A 20,494-nucleotide genomic window follows, 5' to 3' on the forward strand; every position below is an offset into this window, starting at 1 on the left:
TTTTTATCTTTTTAAAGTGCTAAAATCGCAGTGGCACGCGGGTTGATTTTTTACTTTTGAAATTTATTTATTAACCATTAAAAAGGAGGTAATTATGACACTCGTAAAAAGAAATGGAAGTTTATTAAATCCATTGCCGATGCTTTTTGATGATTTTTTTAATCGGGATTTGTTCAACTGGAATAACTCCAACTTCTCTGACACAAACACAACAATTCCTGCGGTTAACATTAAAGAAACAGCAGAGAATTACGAAGTTGAAGTGGCTGCTCCCGGCATGACTAAAAAAGATTTCAGAGTTGAGCTCGATGGAAATTCCCTGACCATTAGTTCCGAAAAAAATAATCAAAAAGAAGAAAAGGAAGATGAAAGATATTACCGCAAGGAATTTAGCTACCAGGCTTTCCAAAGGACTTTTAATTTGCAAAAGGATGTTGTGGATATTGACAAAATTGAAGCGAAGTATGAAAATGGATTGCTTCATCTTCTGATTCCAAAAAAAGAGGAAGCTAAGCAAAAGCCTCCACGGCTTATCCAAATTTCTTAATTAACAAGCTTCCTTATTTGAAAAGTTGCCTCTTACAAGGCAACTTTTTAATTTATACAGAAGCGATAGCTGAAACTTATTTTTTTACAATTTCTATTGTAATTCCTGGCTCTTATATTAACAACCCGACTGTTACATAGCGGCCGCCGTAAACGAAATTATTCCTATACAGCAATGTTATAAACAGTCCTCGCTTCTTACAAAGAAAACGTTACATGTGCCATTCCTTTAAACTTTAGTTGGGTTTGGCCTTCGGCAAAATTTTGCGAGAGAGGTAATTGTGCGTTTATGCCAACACCAATTTTGTTAAAGGTAAATTCAACACCGGCAATTGCATTGGTAACATTGCTGCCAGTATATTGAACTGTCTTGCTGTTAAATAAATTTCCTGATACGTTTTCATAACCAATTCCTGCGTTAGGCGATACACCAACTTTGCCGCTATTAGCCCTGTAAAAAGCTATAAGATTTGTAGATAGCTTATTGCCGTATTTATAATTCTGTTTATTAAAAGTATTGATCTTATAACTGGCCGATGCATTTAAGCCAAAATTGTTGATGCTAATATTATAAATGCCATTCAATAGAAAATCTGTGCTGCCGGTTCCTAGCTCCGCATTAACATCAGCTATAGTTATGCCGGGATCTGCAAGGTCAAGATTGAAAGACCCGGTAGCAAGTTTAATTCCCGCCCCTAACCATAATTGTTGTTGTATAATCTTTTTACTATGACTAACAGAAGTGGTACTTAATATTTTGTACTGTCCAATAATAGTAACATCGCCCAAGCCATGCGGAGTTGATGTGCCATCATCGTCTAGCTGCTTGTTGGAATAATAAGGGATAAAGCCAAGCACCTGGAATTTTGATCCCAAATTGATGCCGCCCCAAACTTCCATACTGTGGTAATAGTTGTTGCTGTATTGCGAAGGATCACTAAATAAAGTTGTGTGATATTGTGCATAATTATACCTCATACCCATAAACCCGCGCCGGAAATCTGGAAATAGACCCATATAAACGTTGCTGCCGCCGCAACCGCAAATGGGGCACGCTATGCTGGCAGATGCAAACAATAAAATACTGAAAAAGAGAAAAATTTTTTTCATAATGTAGTGTGGTCGGAGATTGATTTATGCGTTTAATAGTTTTTGTTGCATTACCCGGGCTATACTTAACGCCCTTTCTTTTGCAAGTTCTGCTTTTTCGCCTTCAAATAATTCATCCGTTGTTTCATTAAATAATTTTAGCCAGCGTTCAAATTGTTTTGCTTCAAGGCCTATCTTCTTATGAATATGTGCATGTAATGCCATTGGATTGCCGGTGTAGCCTCCGGTATAAAAAATGGCGTTCTCCCAAAAACGATACATTACAGGCAAATGAACCTGCCAGTTAACCGGAATCTGCACGTTGAAAATTGGCCCTAATATCTCATCTTCTTTTACCTTATCGTAAAAAGTGTTAATAAGGTTTGCTATATCCGTTGCATCTGTTATATCCATTTTCATAAACTTAGATTAAACCGTTAAAGATCTTTCCTGTTAAACCTTCTCAGAGAGGCCCAAAGAGGTGCCCATATCCATAACAATAAAACGACAAATGAAATAATTATTCCTGTCTGCGTTCCAAAAAAATCTTTAAAGATGGCGCCGGTATAACCCATCAGCGCTGATACATCAAGTTGCAATAAAATTAATATCCGCGAAAGATCAACCGGGTTTAAACTGCTAATTACCACCATAAGTTTTTCTAATGGATAGTCCTGGAACTGGAAAAGTATAAAAAGAACAAGACCATCAAAAATTAAAGAAAAGTAAAGCCATAATAAAACAGATATGCCAATACCTTTTGCTTTGTCTCTTGTGTATACAGCTGCCAGTAATGCAATTGCTACAAAAATTATCGTTAATAGTAAACCAACTCCCAGTAAGATTAATGCTGCGGGAGTAAAAGAATATATGAACACCGCTATACCTACTCCAATGAAAAAAGCGAGGCTTAAAGCAATAGCTATACCTCCAAAAAGGCTCATCCAAATGTGTTTTCTTTGAAGTGGTTGACTCACGAGCAGTTCGATAAATTCAGAACTGTTGTAAACGTATATGGTGGAAAAAATAATACATATTAAAGGAACAATTATTAATACAATATTCATTAAACTGAGGAGGCCCTTTGATGTATTATCATCAAGATTAAACAATCCAAAAGATATGGCCAGCAATAACAAAGTGTAGGCTATAACAATTTTGTTCCTTAGGATATCGACAATAACATATTTGATAATTTTTTTCATGCAATTAATTTTTTTGCATAACCGAAGCTATGGCTTTGGATAATTTTTGTTCGCCGGTATCTTCACGAAGGCGGTCGATGCTTTTATGAAACAACAGGTTGCCGTCTTGCATATATATAACATGTGTCACCAGGTCGTCGAGTTCGCTCAATATATGCGATGTTATGAGCACTAATTTTCCTTTTTGTTTTTCTGCAATTATTTTTTCTTTCAATATTTCTGATGCTACGGGATCGAGCCCTGCTGTGGGTTCATCCAAAATCAATACATCCGGGTTAAAAAGAAAAGCTAAAGAAGCACTTACTTTTTGAGTAGTGCCACCCGATAACGTACGCATGCGTTTTTGCATCAGGTCCGGCAGTTTGAATGCTTTAACCAAATCTTCATCCAGCGATTGGCCGCCGCTTTTAAACCTGATATCCTTCATCATGTTCAGTAACTGGCCAATAGTCATATTTTCAGGATAACGTCCTATTTGAGGCATGTAGCCGATGTGTTCCCTGTAGAGCCAATCGTGCAAAATATTTTTCTCATTAAAAGTGATAAATCCATTATCGGGTATTACCATGCCCAGCATACATTTTACCAACGTCGTCTTACCGCTACCGTTAGGTCCTATTAATGCAATGCATTGACCTTTGCCGCACGTTGCAGAAACATTATTTAAGGCAGTGAGTTTCCCAAATTTTTTGGTAACGTTATTAGCTATAATCATAAATGTATCGGTTTCATATACGGAAAATTATCTACTAAGTTTTCTGGGGTAATACCTGGTAAAATTTTTTCTATTTTATCTAACATCGTCGCCATAATACTTCTGAATAATATCATTGCTGAAGGATTTTCAGCAACTATCATTGAGAAAAGACTGACGGGGTGATAAGGCACATCTCCAATATTATTTTTATTCAAATCATATCCTTCATATTTATCCCAGTAGTTATAGCTGAAGCTACTTACCAGGGTACCGTTAGTCGCCACATCAAAAGAATTGCCTAAAAAATTATTGATTCTAATAGTATCGTCCAAACAACTGGCGTCAATTTTAACGGCCCAGCCATTTTTACTGAATTCATTTTTTTCAACCAAAACCCTCGTGGCGCCTTCCATAAAAATACCGGTGGTGTTGCGCAGAAATTTATTGCCTGAAATATAACTGTCAGTTATTTCTTTTAAAAAAATACCATAACACCCATCGCCCCAGTTATCTTCAAAAATATTATTAAACATTTTTACACCATGTGAGAACATTACCGATACGCCGGCGTTATTATTTTTAAAAATGTTGCCAATATAAGTGTTTTCATGTGAAAACATAAAGTGCAGGCCGTAACGCATATTGGCATGGGAAACATTTCGCCAGATAGCAGAGTTGGTAACAAATTCAAAATAAATGCCATCGCGGTGGCCGGCTATCGTATTACCAATAATGCGAAGGCTATCGCATTGCCAGCAATGAATTCCATTGCCGCTTTGCTGGTCGGTGGTGGCAACGCCTTTGAGTTTATTATTTTCTATCAGGCAATTAACTGCTTTCTGTAAATAAATTCCAAAGAAGGTGTCATCTAAAATATTATTTTTTATTACCACGTTTTTGCGGGCATAAATTTTTATGCCTGCAATATCAATTAAGCTTGAAATACCGGAGTGTATTAATTTAAAACCTTCAAGAATTACGTTATCTGCTTTGATAGAAATTATTTCATAGGAATGCTGACCGTCTAATACCGGGAAACTTTTACCGATCAGGACCAGTGATTTATTTACCTGGATATTTTTTTCAGCATAAACACCAGGCATCACCATTATTGTATCGCCGTTAGTAGCAATGTTAATAGCCTGTTGTATAGAACTTAGGGCAGAGTTTTTTTGAACGGTATAAATCCGTGCAAAAACTTTCGGCGAAAGAAGTAAAAATGAAATTATAATGACGATAAACTTTTTCATTGCTTATTCAATTCAGACCAGCTAAGTTTGGTTCCCGGATATTTATTGAATGTTTGTTCCATGCTGTCCGGGTTGCTAAAGGCAGCTACATTCCCATTCATAGGGCTTCTTAAAGCTTCGCTTTTTAAAAATGATGACGCTGTTGCCGGAATTAAAGAGTGGTTCCCGGAAAAATCAACAAAATAAATTTTAAATTTTTCTTCTTTTTTAAGCTCCGCTGAATGAAGAAAAGAGAGCACACAATGGGCATCATCGAACTTATAAATTTTACCCGTATTGGTTACTATTTCTGCACCGAAGCGATTATCGCTTACAGGCATTTTACAATAACTGCAAATATCTTTGCCCACAATAATAGGAGCAGGACCGCTATTACAGGATGAAATAAAAAATAACATGGGCAACAGAACAATAAGCGCAGGCTGACGATAGATTGACTTTAATTTCTTTCCAACTTTATATTCAATAATATTCATTACTACCAACAGTAATCCAACACCTACAAACAGAAATCCTCCTATTGCTGGAATTGAATATGCTCCGAAATTTAATAACTGTTTAAACCCAATTAATGGGGGCTGATAAGCCATTCCGGGCACAATGATAGGTGCATCAGGATTAAGGTTATGACCGTAATTATATTCCCAACGCCAAAAATCGATCATGGCCACCACGCCGAACACTACGAATAAAATAAGCACTGTGGTAAGCATCCAGCGCTTTTTAAAAAAAGCGGTAATTAATATTATTATTGCAAAAGCAATGATAATAACCGGGAGTATTTTAAACTCGATAAAATCTTCTGTATGGAGGGGCTTCATTCCAATGTAATGGTTTAATCCATTTACAATGTCGATATTACCTCCGAGGTGGTTGGGATAAATGAATAAGCTCAATCCCTCGGGGTATTGTGGCGCATTTAAATCAATGCGCCACATAGGAACTTTTACAACAATAAATAAAATCACTGCACATAGTAATAGAAGGACCCGGTTTATTTTTTGAATTGAATAATTTTTTTTCATTGCTTTAAAATCTTGTGATGAATCAAAAAAAAACCGGATCCATCTTATTTAAGAAATCATTATTTGCCAAGTAACGGTGGTGCAGTTGTGGTATCTGGTAAATTTGCTCCTGTACTGAAACTAATTGCCACATTACTATTTGCCGGTGAAACCCTCACATATCCCTGCATTTCCTGGTGTAATGCACTGCAAAAATCGGTACAATAAAATGGATACATACCAGGTTTTTCTGGATTCCATTCAAAGGACTGTGTTTCTCCCGGCATAACGAGCAACTCAGCGTTATTAGCGCCTTTTATTGCAAATCCATGAGGTACGTCCCAATCTTGTTCTAAATTGGTTACATGCCAGTATACCTGGTCTCCCATTTTTATTCCCTCAATATTATCCGGTACAAAATGGGAACGTATTTGTGTTATGTACACATCAACTTTTTTACCATTACGTATTACTTTGGCTTCCTTTTCTCCTTTAGTAACATAAGGATTTTGGTTTTGATTGATATCAAAAAACTTCACAGATTTGTCTTTGATCAAAGATGCTGCTACAGCCTGCCCATAATGTGGTTCACCTACTGTTGGGAAATCGAGCAACAATTTCATCTTATCTCCGCTAATATCAAAAAGCTGCGCTGCCTGTGCTAGTTCAGGGCCTGTAGGAAGGTACCTGTCTTTAGTTATTTTATTATAAACGATAACATATTTGCCATTTGGTTTCCGTGTATCCCCGCCCGGTATACATAAATGCCCGGGAGAATAATAAGTAGGTTCCCGGTCAATTACTTTTAAATCTTTAATATTCCATTTTACTATTTCTGACGAAACAAACATAGTAGTAACAGCATTGCCTCTGCCATCAAACTCTGTATGCAAGGGCCCTAAGCCAGGTTTTTTAACTTCACCATATAAAGCCGCTTCATACTCTATAACAGGTATGCCATCATAATTACCAATAAATTTTTTATCAGCAATAGCCTTTTGAATTTTATCAAAACTAAACACAGGAATTAAAGCTGCTAACTTACCGCTGCCTACAATGTATTCACCGGTAGGGTCTACATCACATCCGTGAGGGGATTTAGGACAGGGAATGAAATAACAGACATCTTTCAAATCTTTTGCATCTAAAACTGTTACTTCTTTTTCAATGGTAGAAGTAGCGGAATGTGTTTTTTCATCATACACGTTATGTGCATATTGTACCGCTTCTTTTTTCCCGTTTCCATGGTTGGCATATTCCTCTAATTTTTTCCAGTTAACGGCAAGTATAAAATCTTTATCCCGTTGTGAAGCGTTTACTTCTAATAAAGTACTGGCCTGTTCTGTATTGTAGCACGAAAAGAAAAACCAATCGTGCGATTTTCCTTTACCCGAATGGCTCAAATCAAAATCTACCGGTGGTACCCTTAATTGAAAAGCCACTTTCATGTTGCCGGAGTTTTTATCAACACTGATAAAGCTAATGGAGGCCTTAAAATTCTTGCGATAAGTATTGATGGGAACATCTCCATTATCATTATCCATCGGTACGGCAAAGCGGGTTCCGGCCACTACATATTCTGTATTTTCTGTAATGAAAGGAGAGGAGTGATTACCGGCGCTATTAGGTAATTCTAATATCTCGGCCGTTTTAAAAGTAGTTAAATCAACTCTTGCAACACGAGGTGTATTATTTGCGTTGGCAAAAATCCAGCGGCCATCTATTTCGCCGTTAGTCTGGGATAATTCAAGGTGATGTTGATCATCCCATGGAACAAAACCGTGTGAGGTATTGAGCATGGGCTTGGTTTCTTCACTATAACCATAACCGTTTTCAGGAAAAACAGAAAATATGGGAATAATTTTGAGAAGCCTTCCTGACGGTAACCCATAGACGCTCATCTGTCCGTTAAATCCACCGGAAACAAAGTTGTAAAATTCATCGTATTTGCCCGGGGCAACATACACTTTTTGAGCAGCATCGCCGCTAATGGCGTCCGATGTGTTTTTTGGCTTGCAGGAATAAAATCCTGTTAACAGAAAGGCGGCTCCTAATGCATAAAGCCAATTTGTATTCTTTTTCATTTTGATTAATTATTATTTTAAAAGAGTTAGTTTTTATTTTACGCCATCATTTTTACGCATGAACTCATACACATTACGTGCATCATCATCACTTATATTTTGATTAGGCATACGCACCAAACAAATTTCAAGCATAGCCTGGGCTTTAGGATCCTTATTAATCATATCATCGGTGTTGGTAGCAAAGTTCATAATCCACTCTGCAGTGTGGCGATGAGTAACTCCTTTCCATCCGGGGCCAACCAATTTTTCATCTGTTAACTTATGGCAGGCGCCACATTTCACATTATAGATTTTGCTGCCCGCCTCGGCTTTGGCAGCATCAAGGGTTGAACTAACATCTACTTTAGTAAATTTTCCTTCGCCGCGATTGGGATCATAAGAAGGATTTCCATTATCAGCAGCTACCGTACTACTTGTATCAGTCGTAGCTTCGGATTTATTATTGCCGCCACTGCAGGCATACAAAATAGTTACTACCGAAATGGACATAAAAACGATTATTTTTTTCATATTGATTGTTTTAATTACACTGCAATTTTACACCAGGCAAGAACCTTCTTTTATGAGTTCAATCATAAAACAGAAATAAGGAAAAAAGGAAAATATTTGTAAGACTCTTTTTCGCTGATTATCAATAGAAATAGATAGATTAGTTAGCTCATTATATCTCTCAATATGATTTATGTCATATCAAAATATGCTAAAGATCATAACGACATTATGATCATGCTTTTAGTTTTGGCGGTATAAAAATCTAGTTATAATGATCAATACTGATTTACTAATTGCCTGGGGTGCGGCATTTAAAAAAGTACAGGCGGGAGAAGTTATTTTCAAGGAAGGCAATGAAGCCCACTTTTATCATCAATTAGAAACCGGTAGTATTAAATGGGTAAATATTAATAATGAGGGTGTAGAATTTATCCATAATATAATTGCACCGGGAGAATCTTTTGGTGAAATTCCTTTATTTGATAATGCACCCTATGCAGCTACTGCAATAGCTGAAAAAGATTCGGTTATTTTACGCCTGCATGAATCTTCTTTTCAACAATTGTTAAAAGAAAATCCTGAAATACTATTCTCGTTTACAAAACTCATGGCTCAAAGATTGCGCTATAAATTTCTTATAACAAAAGAAATGACGTCGCAAAATCCTGAACGCAGGATAACCACATTGATAAATCAATTTAAAAAAGATAATCAACATTTCTGCAACGATTGTAACCAGCTAAAACTCACCAGGCAACAACTTGCAAGTATGACCGGGATGCGGGTAGAAACTGTTATAAGAACCATGCGCTCCATGCATGACAAAGGAAAACTAAAAATTGAAAAGGGAAGAGTTTTCTGCTGATTATGACTGAACGCATAAATAATGCGCAAATTTAATTCTTACTTTGCTGCAAATCTTCTTTATAATGCAGCGGTTTATTCAACAGTGGATAAGAATTAGTTTAATTAGTTTGGCAACAGTCGCTTTACTGGGTTGTATTCTGCGATATAAAATAGCTTTCTCACTTCCCTTTGTAGATCAAAAATATTTACTACATGCTCATTCGCATTTTGCATTTTCCGGGTGGATAACACAAGCGTTGATGACATGCTTAACGGGATATCTTGCAAAATCTCCACAAGCAAAAATTCAAAAGAAATATAATGTTCTTTTGCTGGCTAATTTGATCACCGCATGTGGAATGTTATTTAGTTTTCCCTGGGAAGGCTATGGCATTGTGTCCATAATATTTTCAACATTATCCATTTTTGTTTCCTATTTCTTTGCCGTTATATACTGGCACGACCTGAACAAGTTGCCGCAAAAATGCATAGAACATACCTGGTTTAAGTTTGCAATAGTATTTAACGCTGTTTCTTCCATCGGGGCCTTTAGCCTCGCATTTATGATGGCAACAAAAATTATGCATCCGGAATTGTATACCGCTGCCATTTATTTCTTTCTTCATTTTCAATATAACGGTTGGTTCTTTTTTGCGTGTATGGGTTTGTTTACGGCTTATCTCTCTACTCAAAATATCAATCTTAAATACATGCCTTTCGTATTGCAGTTGTTCGCTGCGGCCATAGTGCCCGTTTATTTTTTATCTATACTTTGGGTCGAACCTTCTTTGTGGATCTACATAATAATTGTGTTATCTGTAACCGCACAGTTTGTTGCCTTTTTATTAATGGTTTTTATGCTGAGGCCTTATTTAAAAAAAATTATTTCTCAATCTCCATCTATTGCGGTTTGGCTCACAGCGTTTGCTACTATTTCTTTATTTATAAAACTTCTATTGCAAATGCTTTCAGTAATACCTTCTTTAAACCAGATGGTGTATGGCTTCAGGCCAATAGTAATTGGCTATTTGCATCTTGTTTTTCTTGGCATTATTACTTTATTCCTACTTGGCTACTGCATTCTTCATAATTATATTATTACAAGTAAAGCAGCAATTAAAGGTATTTACATTTTTACAGCGGGTATTATTATTAATGAAGTACTGCTTATGCTTCAGGGCGTATACGATTTGTTTTATATAAACATTCCTTATATGAGCGAGATGCTGCTTGCGGCAGCAATAATAATGTTTACAGGTGTAACATTTACCGTTATATCTCAATATAAAAGAATTGAATATTTAGATACTTCTTCCGCATTATTCACGTATTAAAAATTATATAATCATGAACAATTATTCAGAACAAACACTTGGCCAAATTGTAACCCAGCAGCATAAGGCAGCATTTATATTTGAAAAATATAATCTTGATTTTTGTTGCAAAGGGAAAAGAAGCCTTGTGGCAGCATGTAGTGAAAAAGGAATTCCGGTAGAAAATATTATAGATGAATTGAATACGCAGGCTGTGGGCAATACAGAAAATATGCCCTTTCAAAAAATGAGCGCAACTGAATTAATAGCTTATATTTTGGAATACCATCATTTTTATGTTAAAGAGTATGGACCAACTATTAAACAACATTTGGATAAAGTGGCTTTTAAACACGGCGAAAGATTTCCGTGGATGACAGAGGTAGCTACTGATTATACAGCATTGCTGAATGAGCTTTTACTACATATGCAGAAAGAAGAGATCATGCTGTTCCCAAGAATAGAAAGAATGGAAAAAAATGAGAAGGGAACTTATCCTCCTAATTTCATTGCAGCACCCATTGGAGTAATGGAGGCAGACCATGAAGTGGCCGGGCAGTACATGGAACATATAAAGGAGTTAACCAACAACTATACATCGCCCGAAACTGCATGTAATACATTCCGGGTAAGCATGCTTGAATTAAAGGAATTTGAGGAAAACCTTCATCAGCATGTTCATCTTGAAAATAATATTTTGTTTCCTAAAGCTCTTGCTTTTTAAATGAGATTAATCTGTGCCTCAATCCTTATGCAGGAATTTTCTTTTCCCGGTGGTTATTAATTTTTGGCCACGGATTAATATTTTTAAACTGTTTCTTTTTATAGATATGCCCGGGTTTTTTTTCTCATTGTCGTCCATTCCGTGTTTATAAGCTGAAATTATTTCCTTGTAGGATAACACACCGGTTACGGTTTTTTTATCCGATACAACTGGTAAAATATCAACATTTTCTCTTGCCATCATTTCCACTGCTGTTCGTAGGGGAGTGTCCATCGTCACGGAAAAATTATTTCTCTTAATCAGTTTTCCAACAGGATTATCCTGGTTTTGATGATTGCTAAACAAGCTGGATGAACTTATAATTCCCATGAACTCATTATCCTTGCTTACAATAATGAAATAATTGCTGATATACTCTTTTTCCTTTTCAAGCCACTGCCTCACATCCCTTATGCTGTTTTCTTCATTTATCACTAATTCATTTTCTTTAATCACTTCCTTCACTAATATTTTTTCCAATATATCCGGTTCATAAGAGTCCGGTGTTTTTACACCACGCCTCGTAATTTTTTCCGTCATTATGGTACTTTCCATCAGGAAAAAAGAAATTAGATAAGAAGCAGTGCATGATGCAAGCAATGGTAATAATGCATTGGACTGGCCGGTAACTTCCAAAGCAAAAATTATAGAAGTAAGCAAAGCCCTCGAGGCTCCCGCAAACATAGCGGACATACCTACTAATGCTGCAAGAGTTATCGTTATACCAGATGCAGGAAAGAAATAAATGATCACACTCCCCAATAACGCGCCGGCGGCTCCGCCAATAGTAAGTAAAGGCGCAAGCGTACCTCCCGATGTTCCGCTTCCCAGAGCAATTGCCCATGAAAGAAATTTAAACAGGCATAACGACAGCACAACATTTAGTGCCATATCGCCGGAAAGTATATTAGTGATATTTTCGTAGCCTACGCCTAACGTATGAGGCGCAAAATATCCTATAATGCCCACTGCGAGGCCACCTATCGCAGGCCACCACATCCAGTGAATGGGCAACTTTTCAAAGCCGTCTTCTATTAAATAAACAATTTTTGTTACAAGCACTGATAATAATCCAATTGAAATTCCAATAATGCTATAAGTTAATAAAGCGGTATTGGACGGCGCTTCAATAAATTTTTTAATGGCAAAAACAGGCCCGGCGCCAAAAAGAAAATGATGGCCTGCCGCACCCGTAATACAAGCTAAAGCAACAGGTATAATAGAACGTGGTGAAAACTCAAATAACAAAAGTTCTATAGCTAGAAAGATCCCTGCAATAGGGCTTCCGAAAATCGCTGCCATCCCCGCCGTAGCACCAGAGGCTAATAAAATTTTTCTTTCGTTGTGAGTGATTTTTAATAGCTGCCCCAGTGTTGAACCCAAAGCGCCTCCGGTTGCAATGATCGGGCCTTCAGCACCAAACGGGCCGCCGGTTCCAATCGCAATGGCAGATGAGATAGGCTTTAGATAAGTAATAGTTGGTTTTATTTTGCTTTGGTTAGTAAGTATTTGCTCCATTGCTTCCGGAATACCATGTCCGCGAATAGCTTTGGAACCATAAAGCGCCATAAGGCCAACAATAATGCCTCCAACAACAGGTACGATAATAACCAACCACCCTAACGAATTATCTGCAGGACTACCATGTGCGAATGAGAAAATGCCATGAAAAGAGATATTGGTGATCAGATTGATGAGGTATATAAGAAACTTAGCGATAAAACTTATGCAAATTGCGATTAGAATCGCTAAGGAGGCAATAGTAACAAGTCGTTTTTTGTTTTGTGAAACCTGCGGTTTTATATTCTCAGCCTCTAATGTGGGGGTTAACGAAATTGATATTGGGATCCCGTTATTTAAAATGTTTTTTCTGTCCATTCAAATATTTATTACTCTTCTATAATACGTGCGCGGCAAATTTAAGACCATATCCTTAAAATTTCAACAATATAAATTGGCAGGTTAATTAAACTATCATTTTTTATAATTGACTTCGGTTGCTGATACTTTTTAATTATTAACTTTAATAACACGAAAAAAGTTTGAAATGAATCGCCATCTTGTGCTAAAAGAAATGGGTGTTATTGCGCTCTACAGCAGTTTCCCATCAGTGCCCGGAGAGTTTTTTTCATCCCGTAAAATGAAAGAAAAGAAATTACGTGCAGGCTTTTTTTCTGATGCATTAACAGCAAGAACTTGTGATTAAGTGGTGACACAATCAAAGAAAGGTGAGATTAAATAATTTAAATGATCCATCAAATTAAAATGATAAAAAGATCTTTAAATGAGTTAAGATGGAATAGAATTCAATTAAATTTTTATAAAGCTTTGTCAAACGGCGACAACATAAATTCAATTTTTATTTTGCATCCATGTCCTTCACCGGTTTTAATGTATGCCTTACCGTTATATGCTTCTGCACGATAAATAATATTGGTAAGACCAATCCCTTTGCTCTTTTCTTCGAGGTTGAATCCCTTTCCATTATCGCTTATGTCCAATGTTAAAGAGTTACCAGATTGGATAAGTGCAATTTTTACTTTCGTAGCTTCAGCATATTTTATAATATTATTAAACTGTTCCTGGATAATTCGGTAAATATTTATCTTAAGTCCTTCTGGCATGGTCTCTTCGTTGATCTTTATATTTAAACTATAAGTTATGCCTGTTTCCTTAAAACTGTGGGTAAAATTTTCAATTGATTCCGCCAGGCTTTGATTGTACAAAGACGGAGGAACCAGTGATGCAGATAATCTCCTGATCTCTTCATTGGCCATAGCGATGATATTTATACCAGTGTCTATAAGTTTCTTATCTCTCTCAGATGCAGCATGTACATTTTTAAGGTAAATGCCCGAAGCTGCGAGGAGCTGGTTGATATTATCATGCAGTTCCATTCCAACCTCCGATCTGCTTTTTTCCTGCGCTTCCACTATTTCTTTTTGCCTGTTTCTTTTTGCAAGGTTTATTTCGTCCTGCAATTTTATTTTTTCAGTTACATCTTTTATAGTGATAAGGTATGCGATTTTGCCCTTGTAATTAATTTCGGAAATAGAAGGCTCAACTTTAAAAATCTCCCCGTTCTTTTTTATATGGGTACTTATGGACTTATCCCGGGCATAATTTTCACCCGATAATTGAGTTTTCAATTTTGAATGTTCCTCTTCTACTCGTATATCGTATGCCGTTAGTTTAAGAAATTCTTCCCTGGAATAGCCGTATAATTCTGTTGCGGTATCATTCACTTCCAAAAGCCTTGACGTTTTCTTTTCAAATATTCCAATGGCGAAAGGACTGTAATTAAAAATATTTTTATAAAGACTTTCTGATTCCCTGATGGAAACCTCTATCTTCTTTCTTTCTGTAATATCCTGCACGGTTCCTATTGCTGCTTCCGCAATCTTTGACTTATTAAACTCAAACCTGGCTTTTTCACTTACCCATTTTTCTCCGCTTGGGGTAATAATTCGGTGTTCAATTTCGTATACGCCATTTTTAAGCGCGCTTCTCCATTCCTTGTCTACTTTATTTCTGTCCGCAGGATGAACTCTCTGAAGAAATAATTCATAATTTATATTAGTACCGACCGGTATTTCAAATATGTGATATGTTTCCGCGGACCATTCCAAAATATTATCCTGTGTGTTAAAGTACCAACTGCCCGTTTTGGCAACTTCCTGCGCATCCTTCAATTGCTGCTCTCTCTTTGTTATCTCATTTTGGATACTAATTAATTTTTCTTCATTTTCTTTTTGAGCAGTAATAAGGTTTCGGACAGAAAGATATTGGAAAATTCTCCCTTTTTGATCCAATAATGGTGTAATTACAGTATCCACCCAATAGTAAGTGCCATCCTTTGCTTTGTTTTTGATTTCGCCCCGCCAATGTTTTCCCTTTTTAATTGTTTGCCACATTTGCCTGAAAAATTTCTCAGAATGATAGCTGCTATTTATAATACGATGCGTGTTTCCAATAAGTTCTTCTGCTGTATATTTTGATACCTCAGTGAACTTTTCATTTACGTATATAATTACTCCCTTTAAATCGGTAATGGATACAATAGCTGCTTCATTAACTGCGGCCTGGTATGCCTGCAGTGTTTGTAAAGTCTCATTATATCGGCTTCGTAACGCGGGAACATACATACTTTGCTCTTTTTGAAGACCTGCAAATTGAAACTTGCTCTTGCTAAAATAGTCTTATTGGAGCGTAATACATATGATTATTGTCAGATAAAAATGTGACTATAATGATTAAATGTTGGTTCGCAACCTAACTTCGCGTACTCGATTTTGCTGCATACTTCGTTTCGTATAATCGATAACTTTATGTAAGGCATTGTCATTTAATATTATAGCATGAAATCTTTTGAAAATAAAACCGGGGTACGTGACTGGGGGGCTACATTTTTCAAACAGTTAAGTTTATGTCTTTTAATCTGTCAATTCCTGGTAATACCCGGCAATGCGGCTTTTTCGCAGGCGCAAGTAGAACCGTGGGGTAATATAATGGGTATGCGTGTAAACGGGCAATTGATCCCTTTTGAATCGAGCCTGGCGGTTGTTGAGGATAAATGGCGCCAAATAAATGCAACTGCACAGGAACATCAACGGCCAAAATACATTCGTGTTGGCAATAAACAAATTGTTACAACAAAAATTGATAGTATCAATTTTGTAGAAACTATTGAAGATAGTAAAGAAGGAACAGCAGATGTAAACGTGGCAGTTTCATCAAACGGTGTTGTAAAAAAAGATGCAGTTTTCTTCGTATTGTCTTTACCGTTAGATGCATATATAAGTGCAGGCGGAAGTTTAAATACGGTAACGCCGCGAAAGTATTTTGATATAAAACTAAAAGCTTTTAACCAGGATTCAACAGTTATAGCCCGAGCTATAAATTTCGTTGCTGCGAAGCAAAAACTCACGTTGCTTTTTAATAAGCCCACTGAAATTATTTTTAAGAAAAGTGATAACAAGACGAATAAAATAATAAGAGTATATTTTTCTTTGATGGATCCTGGTTCCCAAAAAGATTCTGTTGTTCAGAAAACCTTTACCATTAAAGCAAGTGGAACTATTGATAATGCACCTATAACTTTTAAACTGAATACGTCAAAAGAGGGAAGAGCATTCGATGGATTTGGGGGTAATTTTCGTTTGCAAAATCCTAAGGCAGATCCGCAGGTGATAGATTATTGCCTGCAAAATATAAGAGTGGCCTGGGGCAGGGTAGAGTTTCCATGGAGCTTCTGGCAGTCGGAAGAAAACATGGATCCTGTTGCCGCAGCCAAAGAGGGAAAGTTGAATCTCCATGTGCAGCAATCGCTGGAAATGGCCGCCAGGTTGGGTAAAATGAGGATACCCATTATTCTTTCCGGATGGTTTCCGCCGCAATGGGCTGTTGTTGGTAAGCTCAATATGAATCCGGTAAACGGCGTTTGGGGGAACCCGTTAGATTCAACAAAAATGGATGAAATATATAAATCCATAACGGATTATATTTTGTATTTGAAAAATAACTATAACACTGATGTTGCATTATTTTCCTTTAATGAATCTGATCTCGGTATTAATGTAAGAGTGACGCCTTTGCAACATGATGCATTAATTAAAGGATTGGGCGCATATTTCAAATTGCACGGACTTGCAACTAAAATGTTGTTGAGCGATAATTCGGATGCGACAACTTATCAGTTTATTTATCCAGCTTTGCATGATGCAGAAGCCAAACCTTACATAGGTGCGATATCATTTCATTCATGGCGCGGATGTGATAACGAAACATTAAAAAAATGGAAGGCCGCAGCTGATGAACTGAAAGTGCCGCTAATAGTTGGGGAAGGAAGTATTGATGCGGCAGCGTGGAACTATCCTGCAATCTTTGAAGAGCAGATTTACATAATGCAGGAAATTGAATTATATGTTCGGCTGCTGGCAGTTTGCCAGCCATTAACCATATTGCAATGGCAGTTTACTTCAGATTATTCTCCAATGGCTGGCGGAGGCATTTTTGGAAACGATGAGCCGTTGAGGCCCACGCAGCGGCTCTGGAATTTTAAACAATTAGCGTCTACGCCTAAGGGTTTGTTTTCAATGCCCGTTAGTTGTAACAGGCCAGGCATAACGGTTGCAGCAGTTGGTGATAATAAGAAAAAAGTTTACACCATACATATAGTTAATAAGGGAGCTGCAAGAAATGCAACGCTAACGGGCCTTCCTGCGTCCGTAAAAAATATAAACATATATACAACAGATAAAAATAATTCAGTTAAAAAAGGCACCTCATTAAAAGTGATTAACGGTACCGTAAAGTTTTATGTAAATAGTGAAAGTTTTACGACACTAATAAAAGAATAGATATTTAAGAAAGGTATAAATTTGACAGGCAAGCTCTACAGGCCATTCATCCAGGCTTAAGCAACACTTTTTATCTTGAACACTTTAAACAAATAAACAAACCCCGGTATCACCAATACCAATCTTACTAATAATGCAATCAGCGATTGTTCTAAGGCTGCATAAGACGCTTGTGTAGTCTGCTTTATTCTTCAGCTTCTATCTATACATTATAAAACTATAAGGCAAATTTATTTCAGATCAAATAACTTCTCTGCATCAAGCCAGCTATCGAGTCTTTCATATTTTGTATCATTCAGATTATGAGGAGAAGAAAACATAATTGCCCTGCCATCAAAAACAGATAAATTAAAATCATGATCATCAATTAGTATATCACCCTTCAATACACTTTTATCGCCGCAAAAAATCCTTCGCTTCCAGTGAATGAACGGAAAATGTTTATCAAGCCATTTCGTTTTATGCGGCAAAGAATACGGAAATTCCATAGCAGCCGAAGCAATATACACTTCAAACCGGTTATTAAGTTCTTCCACTACTTCAATGCTTTTCTCAATTACCGGCAGGTCTTTGAAGAAATCTTCGCAATGGGGATATTCTTTTACGATCTTACGATGCTCTTCAGGCACAATCATATGCAACTTGGTTCCTCTTAAATCTTCTTTGGTATAACGCACTCCAAAATCCCTTTCATACCATTCCAGGAAACGCTCAACTGCATTTGCAATTACATCATCCATATCAATAAGTATTCTCATAGATTTTTATTTGATTAAAAAATTAAAAGTAAAATAAATCAACCTTATGTTATTTAGAAATGTGCTTCTGTTAAGAATCTTTCACTAAGACACTGTGTTCATTAAGAAAATGTGCTGCGCACCTTGTGCATCTGTAGCAGTATCATCAATAAGTATTTTTTTCCAGGAAATGAATAACGGCATCAGCAAATTCTTTGGTCGCTGATGCATGATTATGGTCGCCGGGAACAGTGGCTATGGTGCTTTTTGGTAAAAGCCCGGCCAGTTCGCCGGAAGATCCATTATCGGAATCTTCGCTGCCGCTTATAACTAATACAGGTTGTGTTACTTTGCTTAGTTCTTCTTTGCTGGTTGATGGCTGCGATCGTTGTAAATAAGCCAAAGCAAGCTGGTCGAGCTTTTTCTGTTGCACATATTCAACCAGGCCCTTCAATTCCGGGACAGAGTCTCCTCTCAATGCATGGTAAAACATAATTCTTCTTGGCCAAACCGGATTGGTGAAATCTGCGCCCATGCCACCTAACACCGCATCCTTTATTCTTTTATCAAGCACTAATAATCTTGCTGTAATAATAGAACCTCTTGAATAGCCAACTACGCTGTAATGTTTTATTTTAAGTGAATTCATTAATAGGATAATGTCTTTTGCTTCTGCATCATTATCGTATGCAGTGGAATCATGCGGTTTGCCCGATTTTCCATTTCCACGCATATCTAACGTAATTACTTTATAATTTTTTTCAAGAAGGGCGCTATATAATGTTGCGTGTTTCCAGGAATTGCCATCAACTATAAAACCATGAACGAGGAAAACAGGTTTACCTTTACCACGAACTTCATAATAAATTTTAGTGCCATCAAAAGAAGAAAAATAATTGGAATGTATTGGAAACTTTGAAGAGAGTGAATCGGTCTGCGCCTTTGAAAAGGTTGTAATAAAAATGCATGCAATTAAAAATAAAATTCGCATCGTATTATTATTTGTATGAAGATATTTTTAATTTTCGTAGTAATTATATTTTGTGATGATTGGTGTAATTGATTAGTTTTAGAATTGAGCGAATAAAACTGTTTAAAAATGCCGGATACTTTAACAGCCCAGCAAAATAATTTGAAACAACATGGAGAGAAAATAACTCTTGAGTTAGATAATTGCGATATAAAAGAAAATAATTATTATGAAGATGTTACAGCCAAAGGGTTGGCGCTAATAGAGGCTGATAATTATAAAGAAAAATACATTGTACAAACGGTGATAGTTTACTATCTCAAAAGGAATAATTTAACTGAAAAATTTGTGAGCCAGACATTTCCACTTGATACAATAACTCTCGAAAGCCATATTTTAAATAACGATATCATTCTTTATGTTGATAGTTTTGACAGAAGTAAATACTTTTTTGATTTCATCCCCGGTATAAAACCATAAAGCCTTTCGTCATTTGAAAAGAAATTGCAGATGCCTTTAAGACCACCATCCTCATGAAACAGGTTTTATTCGTTTATTGTTTTATGTTATCAACTTTATCTTATAGCCAGGTTGATTCAGGAAAATACACGATTACCGCGGATTCATTTTTGGTGATGATGGATAAAAGAAACAGCGAATTTATCAATAAGCCGTTTGCTCAATTTTCAATTAAAACCAATAATAAAAAATGTTCTAACAGAACTTTAAAGGGTAAAGTAGTTTTCATAAATTTTTGGTTTGCAGCATGCGCTCCCTGCATGGCTGAGATGGATCAATTAAACAGATTATTTGAACATTTTAAGCAATATAAAAACTTTGAATTTGTGTCATTTACTTTTGAAAGCCCAAATGAAATTGCATTAATAAAAAAGAAATATAATATTCACTATAATATTTTTTCTATCAGCCGGGATGAATGTTACAGGCTTAATAATAACAATGGATTTCCTACCAGTATAATTCTTAATGCTGCAGGCTACGTGAAATGGATTCATTCCACAGACGCTGTTAATGAAGAAGAAATCAAAAAATATTTTGCAGGTGAAGTTTATCCGCTAATAGTAAAAGAATTGTAATTATTGCATATTAGTGGATTATTTGCATTATTATTTGTA

At 36.4% G+C, this 20,494-nt stretch carries 20 protein-coding genes; 8 read left to right on the plus strand and 12 right to left on the minus strand.

From position 1 onward, the window contains the following. Positions 1-94 precede the first annotated feature (94 nt). Positions 95-547: an Hsp20/alpha crystallin family protein gene (locus tag FW778_RS15420; protein ID WP_150415697.1), complete on the plus strand. Its 453-nt coding sequence runs from the start codon at positions 95-97 to the stop codon at positions 545-547. A 197-nt stretch (positions 548-744) separates the two neighbouring features. On the opposite strand, the gene FW778_RS15425 is transcribed toward FW778_RS15420, so the two are convergent. Genes FW778_RS15425 through FW778_RS15460 form a run of 8 tightly spaced genes read right to left on the minus strand, consistent with a single transcriptional unit; the run spans position 745 to position 8,388 of the window. Next, positions 745-1,656, minus strand: coding sequence for a transporter (locus FW778_RS15425; protein WP_150415698.1), 912 nt, complete (start codon positions 1,654-1,656; stop codon positions 745-747). A 24-nt stretch (positions 1,657-1,680) separates the two neighbouring features. Further along, positions 1,681-2,055, minus strand: a complete 375-nt coding sequence (locus FW778_RS15430) for a group III truncated hemoglobin (protein ID WP_150415699.1) — start codon at positions 2,053-2,055, stop codon at positions 1,681-1,683. Between the two features lie 17 nt (positions 2,056-2,072). After that, positions 2,073-2,840, minus strand: a complete 768-nt coding sequence (locus tag FW778_RS15435; protein WP_150415700.1) for an ABC transporter permease subunit — start codon at positions 2,838-2,840, stop codon at positions 2,073-2,075. Positions 2,841-2,844: 4 nt separating this feature from the next. After that, on the minus strand, positions 2,845-3,555 hold the full coding sequence (locus tag FW778_RS15440; RefSeq protein WP_150415701.1) for an ABC transporter ATP-binding protein: 711 nt from the start codon (positions 3,553-3,555) through the stop codon (positions 2,845-2,847). Next, a complete protein-coding gene (gene nosD, locus FW778_RS15445; RefSeq protein WP_150415702.1) occupies positions 3,552-4,787 on the minus strand; it encodes a nitrous oxide reductase family maturation protein NosD in 1,236 nt (411 codons plus the stop codon). The genes FW778_RS15440 and nosD overlap by 4 nt, the downstream gene beginning before the upstream one ends. Continuing rightward, a complete protein-coding gene (locus FW778_RS15450; RefSeq protein WP_150415703.1) occupies positions 4,784-5,812 on the minus strand; it encodes a nitrous oxide reductase accessory protein NosL in 1,029 nt (342 codons plus the stop codon). The genes nosD and FW778_RS15450 overlap by 4 nt, the downstream gene beginning before the upstream one ends. Before the next feature lie 59 nt (positions 5,813-5,871). Next, on the minus strand, positions 5,872-7,875 hold the full coding sequence (gene nosZ / locus FW778_RS15455) for a Sec-dependent nitrous-oxide reductase (protein ID WP_150415704.1): 2,004 nt from the start codon (positions 7,873-7,875) through the stop codon (positions 5,872-5,874). A gap of 33 nt (positions 7,876-7,908) precedes the next feature. Continuing rightward, the gene (locus FW778_RS15460) at positions 7,909-8,388 is read right to left on the minus strand and encodes a c-type cytochrome (protein ID WP_150415705.1); all 480 of its coding nucleotides are present in this window, start codon (positions 8,386-8,388) and stop codon (positions 7,909-7,911) included. A 253-nt stretch (positions 8,389-8,641) separates the two neighbouring features. Here FW778_RS15460 and FW778_RS15465 point away from each other — a divergent pair, with 253 nt between their 5' ends. From FW778_RS15465 to ric, 3 genes are all read left to right on the plus strand, one after another. Next, positions 8,642-9,235 carry a Crp/Fnr family transcriptional regulator gene (locus FW778_RS15465; protein WP_150415706.1) on the plus strand — a complete coding sequence of 198 codons (594 nt, stop codon included), beginning with the start codon at positions 8,642-8,644 and terminating at the stop codon, positions 9,233-9,235. A gap of 64 nt (positions 9,236-9,299) precedes the next feature. After that, positions 9,300-10,550 carry a hypothetical protein gene (locus FW778_RS15470; RefSeq protein ID WP_150415707.1) on the plus strand — a complete coding sequence of 417 codons (1,251 nt, stop codon included), beginning with the start codon at positions 9,300-9,302 and terminating at the stop codon, positions 10,548-10,550. A 13-nt stretch (positions 10,551-10,563) separates the two neighbouring features. Further along, entirely contained in the window at positions 10,564-11,253 is a 690-nt protein-coding gene (ric, locus tag FW778_RS15475; protein ID WP_150415708.1) for an iron-sulfur cluster repair di-iron protein, read from the plus strand. An 18-nt stretch (positions 11,254-11,271) separates the two neighbouring features. On the opposite strand, the gene FW778_RS15480 is transcribed toward ric, so the two are convergent. Next, positions 11,272-13,170, minus strand: coding sequence for a chloride channel protein (locus FW778_RS15480; RefSeq protein WP_150415709.1), 1,899 nt, complete (start codon positions 13,168-13,170; stop codon positions 11,272-11,274). Positions 13,171-13,339: 169 nt separating this feature from the next. Between FW778_RS15480 and FW778_RS23185 the strand changes: the two genes are divergently transcribed. After that, the gene (locus tag FW778_RS23185) at positions 13,340-13,498 is read left to right on the plus strand and encodes a hypothetical protein (protein WP_202552279.1); all 159 of its coding nucleotides are present in this window, start codon (positions 13,340-13,342) and stop codon (positions 13,496-13,498) included. Positions 13,499-13,610: 112 nt separating this feature from the next. On the opposite strand, the gene FW778_RS15485 is transcribed toward FW778_RS23185, so the two are convergent. Continuing rightward, positions 13,611-15,437 (minus strand): sensor histidine kinase, encoded by a 1,827-nt coding sequence (locus tag FW778_RS15485; protein WP_150415710.1) that lies wholly within the window; start codon positions 15,435-15,437, stop codon positions 13,611-13,613. Positions 15,438-15,650: 213 nt separating this feature from the next. Between FW778_RS15485 and FW778_RS15490 the strand changes: the two genes are divergently transcribed. Next, on the plus strand, positions 15,651-17,651 hold the full coding sequence (locus FW778_RS15490) for a hypothetical protein (protein ID WP_150415711.1): 2,001 nt from the start codon (positions 15,651-15,653) through the stop codon (positions 17,649-17,651). Between the two features lie 230 nt (positions 17,652-17,881). Here FW778_RS15490 and FW778_RS15495 read toward each other — a convergent pair whose 3' ends face one another. Further along, entirely contained in the window at positions 17,882-18,409 is a 528-nt protein-coding gene (locus FW778_RS15495; protein WP_150415712.1) for a 5' nucleotidase, NT5C type, read from the minus strand. A 145-nt stretch (positions 18,410-18,554) separates the two neighbouring features. Then, on the minus strand, positions 18,555-19,379 hold the full coding sequence (locus tag FW778_RS15500) for an alpha/beta fold hydrolase (protein ID WP_150415713.1): 825 nt from the start codon (positions 19,377-19,379) through the stop codon (positions 18,555-18,557). Between the two features lie 108 nt (positions 19,380-19,487). Here FW778_RS15500 and FW778_RS15505 point away from each other — a divergent pair, with 108 nt between their 5' ends. Continuing rightward, on the plus strand, positions 19,488-19,838 hold the full coding sequence (locus FW778_RS15505) for a hypothetical protein (protein WP_150415714.1): 351 nt from the start codon (positions 19,488-19,490) through the stop codon (positions 19,836-19,838). 83 nt (positions 19,839-19,921) lie between these two features. Beyond that, the gene (locus tag FW778_RS15510) at positions 19,922-20,455 is read left to right on the plus strand and encodes a TlpA family protein disulfide reductase (RefSeq protein WP_202552281.1); all 534 of its coding nucleotides are present in this window, start codon (positions 19,922-19,924) and stop codon (positions 20,453-20,455) included. Positions 20,456-20,494 lie beyond the last annotated feature (39 nt).

The organism is Ginsengibacter hankyongi, from assembly GCF_008710285.1.
GTDB classification, from domain to species: Bacteria; Bacteroidota; Bacteroidia; order Chitinophagales; family Chitinophagaceae; genus Ginsengibacter; species Ginsengibacter hankyongi.